Genomic DNA, 255 nt, shown 5'->3' on the forward strand with positions numbered 1-255 from the left:
GCCTCGCCTATCTGAAGAAATTATCTGTCGATAAACTGAAAATTGATCGCTCGTTTGTGGACGATATGCTCGACGCGCCCGACAGCGCATCGATTGTCAACGCGGTCATACAACTTGGCCATGGACTCAATTTGACTGTCATTGCGGAAGGCGTCGAAACCGAAGCGCAGTTGGCCTTCTTGCGATCGGCCGGTTGCGATGAAGCACAGGGGTACTTAATCAGCAAACCCATCCCCGCTTCGGCGTTCCAGGATT

1 protein-coding gene is annotated in these 255 nt (G+C 52.5%); it reads left to right on the top strand.

What is annotated here, in order from left to right; all coding sequences use genetic code 11:
- A partial coding sequence (locus H3H36_RS26525) for an EAL domain-containing protein (RefSeq protein ID WP_182220997.1) occupies positions 1 to 255 on the top strand: 255 nt, incomplete at both ends.

The organism is Rugamonas fusca (assembly GCF_014042365.1).
GTDB lineage: Bacteria > Pseudomonadota > Gammaproteobacteria > Burkholderiales > Burkholderiaceae_D > Rugamonas > Rugamonas fusca.